This window comes from Halalkalibacter lacteus (assembly GCF_036663595.1).
Lineage (GTDB): Bacteria > Bacillota > Bacilli > Bacillales > Bacillaceae_D > Halalkalibacter > Halalkalibacter lacteus.
Genome location: NZ_JAWRVL010000062.1, coordinates 1 through 6,578 on the forward strand (window position 1 = coordinate 1; position 6,578 = coordinate 6,578).

Genomic DNA, 6,578 nt, shown 5'->3' on the forward strand with positions numbered 1-6,578 from the left:
ATAGTCATAAGGGAGTCTTCCTCCAGTCGTTAGTTTTGTGTGGTAACTTACTAATTCGACTTTTGGGGAGGTACTCCATTTTTCTTGTCTTGAAAGCCTTACGAGACTAAGGGTTCACATTATGAAATTCATTCATATGTATAAAACAAATAATTTCTACCTGTTTTATCGGATTTTAATTGTTTTCGTTCATTTCTTCTATTATAATCACAAATAGATAGAATACGAGCAGAGGTGAAACAATGAATTCAAGAGCTATCCGGTTTTATGAAGATAGATTATCAGCTGCTATACACTACCCAGAAATAAAAAGCGAGAAATATCCTGCTGTTCTTTTCGTTCATGGATTTGTCGGGAACAAAGTAGGAGCTCATCGTATATTTGTTAAAGCGGCACAAGCTATTGCCAAAGCTGGCTATATCAGTTTTCGGTTTGATTTTAGTGGGTGCGGAGAAAGTGATGGCGATTACAGCGACGTTACAGTGTCAAAGCAAATGAAGGAGCTAAAAGCTGCTATTAAGTATGTTTCAGGTTTAGATCATGTCGATTCGGAGAACATTATCCTTGTTGGTCATAGTCTTGGAGGAGCAGTAACTGCTTTAACAGCCTATCAAATACCACAAATAAAAAAAGTTGTATTATGGTCACCCGTAGCAAGACCTTATGTAGATATTACAACGATTACAGGCGAGGAAGCAGTAAAAACGGCTGAAACACAAGGAACCTTTGACTATATGGGCTTTCTTCTCAGCAATGAATTTTTCAATGATTTAAAGCAACATCAGCCTCTTGAATCAATTACATCCTTTAAAGGCTCTGTTTTTATCATTCATGGTGATGCAGATCAAGACGTTCCAAAAGAAAATGCAGAGATGTATGCACAGCCAATCTCTAGTAATCAACGTGTTAAATATTCCTTTATTGAAGGAGCGGACCACACGTTTACGAACACCGCTTGGGAAAAAGAACTCTTCAAAAAGACAATTCAATGGCTCACAGACATCAAAGATCCTCGGAGTTAAATGGCTCCGAGGATCTGCTTTTATGACATGACCGTTTCTTTTAAGTTAAGGGAAGGTCCAAAGAATTCATAATGAATATTTCCCTCTTCAATGTCTAATTTCTCTAAATTAGCAATGATTGCTTTCATGAACTGTACTGGACCACATACATAAAATGTTGCATCTGTTTCCTTCACTACTTTTTGCAGAAAAGCTAGATCAATGTAGCCTTGATGATCAAAAGCTTTTGCTTGTTGGTCTTTCGTTGTTGGACTCGTATAAGAGATATAGCTTGTTCCATTAGAGCATGTTGAAATGGTTTCTTTCACTTCTTCGCCAAATGCATGAACAGCACCATTTTTTGCAGAATGGATAAATGTAACTTTTTGATTTGGCTGTTCTGCTGAAATCGTCTTAAGCATACTCATCATGGGTGTCACACCTACTCCACCACTAATTAAATACACTGGTTTTTTTTCTTCGATATTCAAGACAAAGTCTCCTGCCGGTGCACTAAGCTCCACTTCAGAACCCACTTCATAAAGATCATGCAAATAATTGGAAACCTTACCAGCTGGGTTTCCTTCACTTTCTCTTTTTACCGATATCCGATATGTGTCACCATTCGGCTTGTCCGATAAACTGTATTGTCTATTAAGAAGATACGTTTCTCCTTCAACTTTAAGACGAACAGAAACATACTGTCCTGGTAGGAAGCCTGGTACACCTAATCCATCTGTTGGCTCTAAGTAAAAGGATGTAATGAATTCACTCTCTTTTACTTTTTTCACGATACGAAATGATTTAAAGTCTTTCCAACCATTTTCCTGTTGTTCCGCCTCCTGATACATCTCATTCTCAACTTGGATAAAGATATCAGCAATTGCGCCATAAGCTTCTCCCCATGCTTGTAAAATTTCGTCTGTCGCAGCCTCTCCCAATACTTCTTTTATAGCTTTTAATAAAAATTCGCCTACGATTGGATAATGCTCAGCTTTAATCGCTAAACTCCGGTGTTTATGTGCTATTTGTCTCACAACTGGGAGCAACACTTCTAGTTGGTCTATATATTTGGCTGCAGCTGTAACAGTGTTCGCTAGCGCCGTCTGCTGTCTTCCCTTTTTTTGATTTGCATGATTAAAGATATTTAATAGTTCCGGATGAGCCTCAAACATTGTTTTGTAAAAATGCGTTGTAATTTCTTTTCCTTTCACTTCAAGCACTGGTGCTGTTGATTTTACTATATCAATCGTTTTTTGTGATAACATACGATTTCCCCCGATTTAAAAGAAGTATTTTAAATGCATCTTTATCTTATTACTAACGAGTGTTAAAAGCAATGTATAAAATACTTCTTTAACAAAGCTGTCACAAGAACGTTCGTTTTTAGTTAGGAGAAACTATGTTAAAATAAGGATACTTCTAAAAATTGTGAGGCTAATGATTATGCGATTAACGATCTACACAGATTACTCTCTTCGTGTCTTAATTTACTTAACAACTCTTTCAGAAAACGAAAGAACCAATATAAAAGACATTGCCAACGCTTACGGAATTTCAAAAAATCACCTCATGAAAGTGATTTTACAATTAGGCAAACTCGGGCTTATTGAAACGACTCGTGGTCGCAACGGCGGTTTACGCCTAGCTGTAAAGCCAAGTGACATTAATATAGGCTCTGTTGTCAGACAAACCGAAGATGACTTCAATATTGTTGAATGCTTTAGCAAAGAACAAAACAAGTGCTCTATTTCACCTGTTTGTAGCTTAAAAGGTGTTCTTCACCAAGCCTTAATGGCTTACTTAGATGTTCTTGATCAATATACTTTAGCTGATCTCACAACAAATGGTTCACTCTTGAAGGAGTTGCTACAAGACAAAGATCCCACATTATTATGATGTGGAATCTTCTTACCGTTATTCACCTATAACTTGTAATTCAACATCAATATTGCCTCTTGTCGCTTTCGAATAGGGACATACCTGATGTGCTTGATTTACTAATTCTTCTGCTTCAGACTGAGTTACTCCTTTTACAGATGCATGTAGGACAATCCCAATCTTGTATCCGTTGTCTTCAGGATCTTTCAATAAGCTAACTTCTGCATTTATTTCCGAATCGATTTCTTTTTTTTGTTTTGATGCTACTAAATTTAAAGCCCCATCGAAACATGCCGCATACCCAGCGGCAAATAGTTGCTCTGGATTCGTTCCATCAGCATCCGACTCATTGCCCTTTGGCATTAGCAATTTATGGTCAAGAACCCCATTATTTGATGATACAAGTCCATTTCTTCCTCCTACTGCTTTTGCTTGTGCGGTAAATATAACGTCTGACATGAATAGAACACTCCTCATTAAATTAGGTTCATCTTACACTTTGACTATTCACCAAAATGATTGATCCTAAACATAATAAAGAGCGCAAAGAGGTCTGTTTCTTATAAGAATTTTATTCTTTCTTATCTTTTAAAAAGACCCTACCTCAAGTCGGCAGGGTTATAAGAATTTACATTTGTGGGCTTGTATATTACTTAAAATTGAGAACCGCCAAACTGTTGTTCAGCTTGTTGAACTAGACGTTTGGTGATCTCGCCGCCAACAGAACCGTTAGCCCGTGCAGTGGCATCTGCTCCAAGTTGAACGCCAAACTCAGATGCAATTTCATACTTCATTTGATCTAGAGCTTGTTGTACACCAGGGACTACTAGTTGATTACTATTACTGTTACTGTTGTTACTCGCCATTTCTGTTCACCTCACTTTGTTCGTTGTTAGTAACTATTGTGTGAAAACAATATAAACATATGTAACTTTTTTGTTGGAAAAGTTTTGTAGAGGTTGTTCCAAATAATTTCCCTCTTTTGGAACAACCTCTATGCTTCATAGAGCTCTAACGGTAGCCCGTCTGGATCAGAGAAAAAAGTAAATTTCTTACCTGTGATCTCATCGGTTCGTACCTCTTCTACTTCTATTTGTTTTTCTTCTAACGCTTTTTTACACATCTCTACGTTATCGACCTCAAATGCCAAATGCCGAAGTCCACGTGCTTCAGGATAACTAGGTCTCTCAGGTGAGTTTGGAAACGAGAAAAGTTCAATCTGCCCACCGCCATCAATTGCTAAATCTAATTTATACGACTGTCGCTCTTCTCGATATAGTTCATTTATTATCTTTAAGCCTAATACATTGACATAAAATTTCTTTGACACTTGATAATCAGAACAAATAATTGCTGCATGATGAATTTTTTTGAACAAATGAACCACTCTCCTATTTACTTTGGGATAAGACTTTCTTTCATTATAACTTCAGTTGAACAGGAATCGAATACTTTAAAGCTCTTAACTAAGTTTTATGTTTTCTCTACATAAATCCTAAAATTGGATAAACACTACATATGTGTATGAAGAAGAGTTTATAAAGGAGGATTAAAAACGTGGACCAAGAAATGCATGATAGCAAAGATACTAAATTTATCCCAATTACATCAATAACCGATGGCGTTATACAAGCCGTAGCACCTGAGGTCTACTGTTTGCCTGTTCAAGTTGTTAATGTTTGTTTTATTGGAAATCCAGGGAAAGCGAACGAATGGGTATTAGTTGATGCTGGGATGCCGAAATCTGCCGACACCATTTTAGAAGCGTTAACTGAAAAATTTGGATCTGCCAATGCGCCACGTGCCATTGTGTTAACACATGGTCATTTTGATCATGTCGGTGCTATTGTTGAACTAGCGGAAAAATGGGATGTCCCTATTTATGCGCACTCAGCTGAATTTCCTTATTTAACTGGAGAACAAAGCTACCCTGAACCAGATACAAGTGTAGAAGGGGGACTCATTGCAAAAATGTCTTCCATTTTCCCAAATGAACCAATTCAACTAGGAAGCAGGCTAAAAGAACTTCCTAATGATCATCGGATACCTGACATGCCTGGTTGGAGGTGGATCCATACTCCTGGTCACACTCCTGGTCATGTCTCCTTTATTCGTATCGATGACAATGTGCTCATAGCTGGAGATGCCTTTGTCACTGTAAAACAAGATTCTCTTTATAAAGTTTTAACACAAGATAAAGAAGTAAATGGCCCTCCTCGTTACTTAACAACCGATTGGGAAGCGGCTTGGGAATCAGTCGGCATCTTAAAGCATTTAGAACCAACAGTTGCGATAACAGGTCATGGACCACCTATGTACGGAACAGAGTTAACCGAAAGTTTAGATAAACTTGCTGCAGACTTTGACAAGATTGCCATTCCAGATTACGGTCGATATGTCGATCCAAACATTCACTAGACATTCAAAAGCTGTTGAGGAAATTCTCAACAGCTTCTAATGGTTTTTTTGTTCCCGTCTGAAATATAAAAAGCTCCTACGTTCCATTTATAGATATAAAGGTAACACGTAAAGTGTAAGTATTCTCCTCCTTGAGACTGAAATTCCCTCTCGCCTATTTACTGAAATATCTGATAATATAAGTAGTAACTGAGAACGGAGGGATCTTATGAAACAACGAAAAATGGTCATTACACAAGATCTAGATCAAACATACATTGAAAAGATTCAAGCTCTTATTCCAGACTGGGATCTTATTGTTGGACGAGATCGAGCAGTTTGGGAGACCCATATGAAAGAAGCTGAAGTAATTGCAGGCTGGAAGAAAGAAATAAAGAATTTAGCTCTTCAAACAGAATCATCTCTTTGCTGGGTGCAAACATGGTCAGCAGGAGTGAACACCCTTCCTTTACCTGACCTACAAGCACGTGACATACAGATTACAAGTGCTAACGGAGTCCATTCTTATCCTATTTCAGAAACGATCTTTGCACTCATGCTAGGGTTAACAAGAAAAATTCATACGTATGTAAAGAATCAACAATCAAAAACGTGGCATCATGCTGACATGAATCTGGAGATTCACGGAAAAACGATCGGAATTTTTGGAGTTGGAGCGATTGGACAAGAAACAGCAAAAATTGCCAAAGCATTTGGTATGCACGTAATAGGCGTACGCCATTCTGGCAAACCCTTAGAACATGTCGATGAAATGTATAATACAGAGCATATAAATAATATTCTGCCAAAATGCGACTATGTGGTCATAACAGTACCTCTCACCAATGATACATACCACTTATTTGGAACTCAGCAATTTGAAGCCATGAAACCGTCTTCTTTTCTTATTAATATCAGTCGCGGGGAAGTCGTGGTCGAAAAGGAATTAATTCATGCACTTACAAACGAACAAATTGCAGGTGCAGGGTTAGATGTGTTTGAGACAGAACCACTACAAGAAGCAAGTCCGTTATGGGAACTTGAAAATGTCATTGTCACTCCTCACACATCAGGGTCCACTGAATATTATAGTAAACGCGTTATTGAAGACATTTTCATTCCAAACCTAAAACAATATATAGTATCAAAACCACTTTCCATTAATCTAGTTGATTATAAAAAAGGATACTAACATTAACGAAAAAGAGCATCCATTAAAGGATGCTCAGGCTGTTGAGAAAGTGTTCTCAACAGCCTGTTTTTTTTGTTTTTAAATCCGATTATTCAAATGGATATAGT

At 37.6% G+C, this 6,578-nt stretch carries 8 protein-coding genes; 4 read left to right on the forward strand and 4 right to left on the reverse strand.

Going from position 1 to position 6,578, the window contains the following annotated elements; translation table 11 throughout:
* Positions 1-242 precede the first annotated feature (242 nt).
* Positions 243-1,022 (forward strand): alpha/beta hydrolase family protein, encoded by a 780-nt coding sequence (locus tag SAZ04_RS21265; protein ID WP_332699390.1) that lies wholly within the window; start codon positions 243-245, stop codon positions 1,020-1,022.
* Between the two features lie 20 nt (positions 1,023-1,042).
* Here the strand turns inward: SAZ04_RS21265 and hmpA are convergent, their stop codons facing one another.
* Complete coding sequence (gene hmpA, locus SAZ04_RS21270) at positions 1,043-2,269, reverse strand: NO-inducible flavohemoprotein (RefSeq protein WP_332699393.1); 1,227 nt, start codon at positions 2,267-2,269, stop codon at positions 1,043-1,045.
* Positions 2,270-2,447: 178 nt separating this feature from the next.
* On the opposite strand from hmpA, the gene SAZ04_RS21275 reads away from it, so the two are divergent.
* Positions 2,448-2,900 carry an Rrf2 family transcriptional regulator gene (locus SAZ04_RS21275; protein WP_332699397.1) on the forward strand — a complete coding sequence of 151 codons (453 nt, stop codon included), beginning with the start codon at positions 2,448-2,450 and terminating at the stop codon, positions 2,898-2,900.
* An 18-nt stretch (positions 2,901-2,918) separates the two neighbouring features.
* Here the strand turns inward: SAZ04_RS21275 and SAZ04_RS21280 are convergent, their stop codons facing one another.
* From SAZ04_RS21280 to gloA2, 3 genes are all read right to left on the reverse strand, one after another.
* Positions 2,919-3,341 (reverse strand): organic hydroperoxide resistance protein, encoded by a 423-nt coding sequence (locus tag SAZ04_RS21280; protein ID WP_332699400.1) that lies wholly within the window; start codon positions 3,339-3,341, stop codon positions 2,919-2,921.
* A 194-nt stretch (positions 3,342-3,535) separates the two neighbouring features.
* Entirely contained in the window at positions 3,536-3,748 is a 213-nt protein-coding gene (locus tag SAZ04_RS21285) for an alpha/beta-type small acid-soluble spore protein (RefSeq protein ID WP_332699403.1), read from the reverse strand.
* 128 nt (positions 3,749-3,876) lie between these two features.
* Positions 3,877-4,260, reverse strand: a complete 384-nt coding sequence (gene gloA2, locus SAZ04_RS21290) for an SMU1112c/YaeR family gloxylase I-like metalloprotein (RefSeq protein ID WP_332699406.1) — start codon at positions 4,258-4,260, stop codon at positions 3,877-3,879.
* A gap of 191 nt (positions 4,261-4,451) precedes the next feature.
* On the opposite strand from gloA2, the gene SAZ04_RS21295 reads away from it, so the two are divergent.
* Both SAZ04_RS21295 and SAZ04_RS21300 read left to right on the forward strand, forming a co-directional pair.
* On the forward strand, positions 4,452-5,300 hold the full coding sequence (locus tag SAZ04_RS21295) for an MBL fold metallo-hydrolase (RefSeq protein WP_332699412.1): 849 nt from the start codon (positions 4,452-4,454) through the stop codon (positions 5,298-5,300).
* 208 nt (positions 5,301-5,508) lie between these two features.
* Entirely contained in the window at positions 5,509-6,471 is a 963-nt protein-coding gene (locus SAZ04_RS21300; RefSeq protein WP_332699409.1) for a D-2-hydroxyacid dehydrogenase, read from the forward strand.
* Positions 6,472-6,578: the final 107 nt, after the last annotated feature.

What these genes read in the sequence shown, in the direction of transcription:
- hmpA (WP_332699393.1), bottom strand. Translation starts at nt 2,269, where the DNA reads ATGTTATCACAAAAAACGATTGATATAGTAAAATCAACAGCACCAGTG.
- SAZ04_RS21300 (WP_332699409.1), top strand. Translation starts at nt 5,509, where the DNA reads ATGAAACAACGAAAAATGGTCATTACACAAGATCTAGATCAAACATAC.
- SAZ04_RS21280 (WP_332699400.1), bottom strand. Translation starts at nt 3,341, where the DNA reads ATGTCAGACGTTATATTTACCGCACAAGCAAAAGCAGTAGGAGGAAGA.
- SAZ04_RS21285 (WP_332699403.1), bottom strand. Translation starts at nt 3,748, where the DNA reads ATGGCGAGTAACAACAGTAACAGTAATAGTAATCAACTAGTAGTCCCT.
- SAZ04_RS21265 (WP_332699390.1), top strand. Translation starts at nt 243, where the DNA reads ATGAATTCAAGAGCTATCCGGTTTTATGAAGATAGATTATCAGCTGCT.
- SAZ04_RS21295 (WP_332699412.1), top strand. Translation starts at nt 4,452, where the DNA reads ATGCATGATAGCAAAGATACTAAATTTATCCCAATTACATCAATAACC.
- SAZ04_RS21275 (WP_332699397.1), top strand. Translation starts at nt 2,448, where the DNA reads ATGCGATTAACGATCTACACAGATTACTCTCTTCGTGTCTTAATTTAC.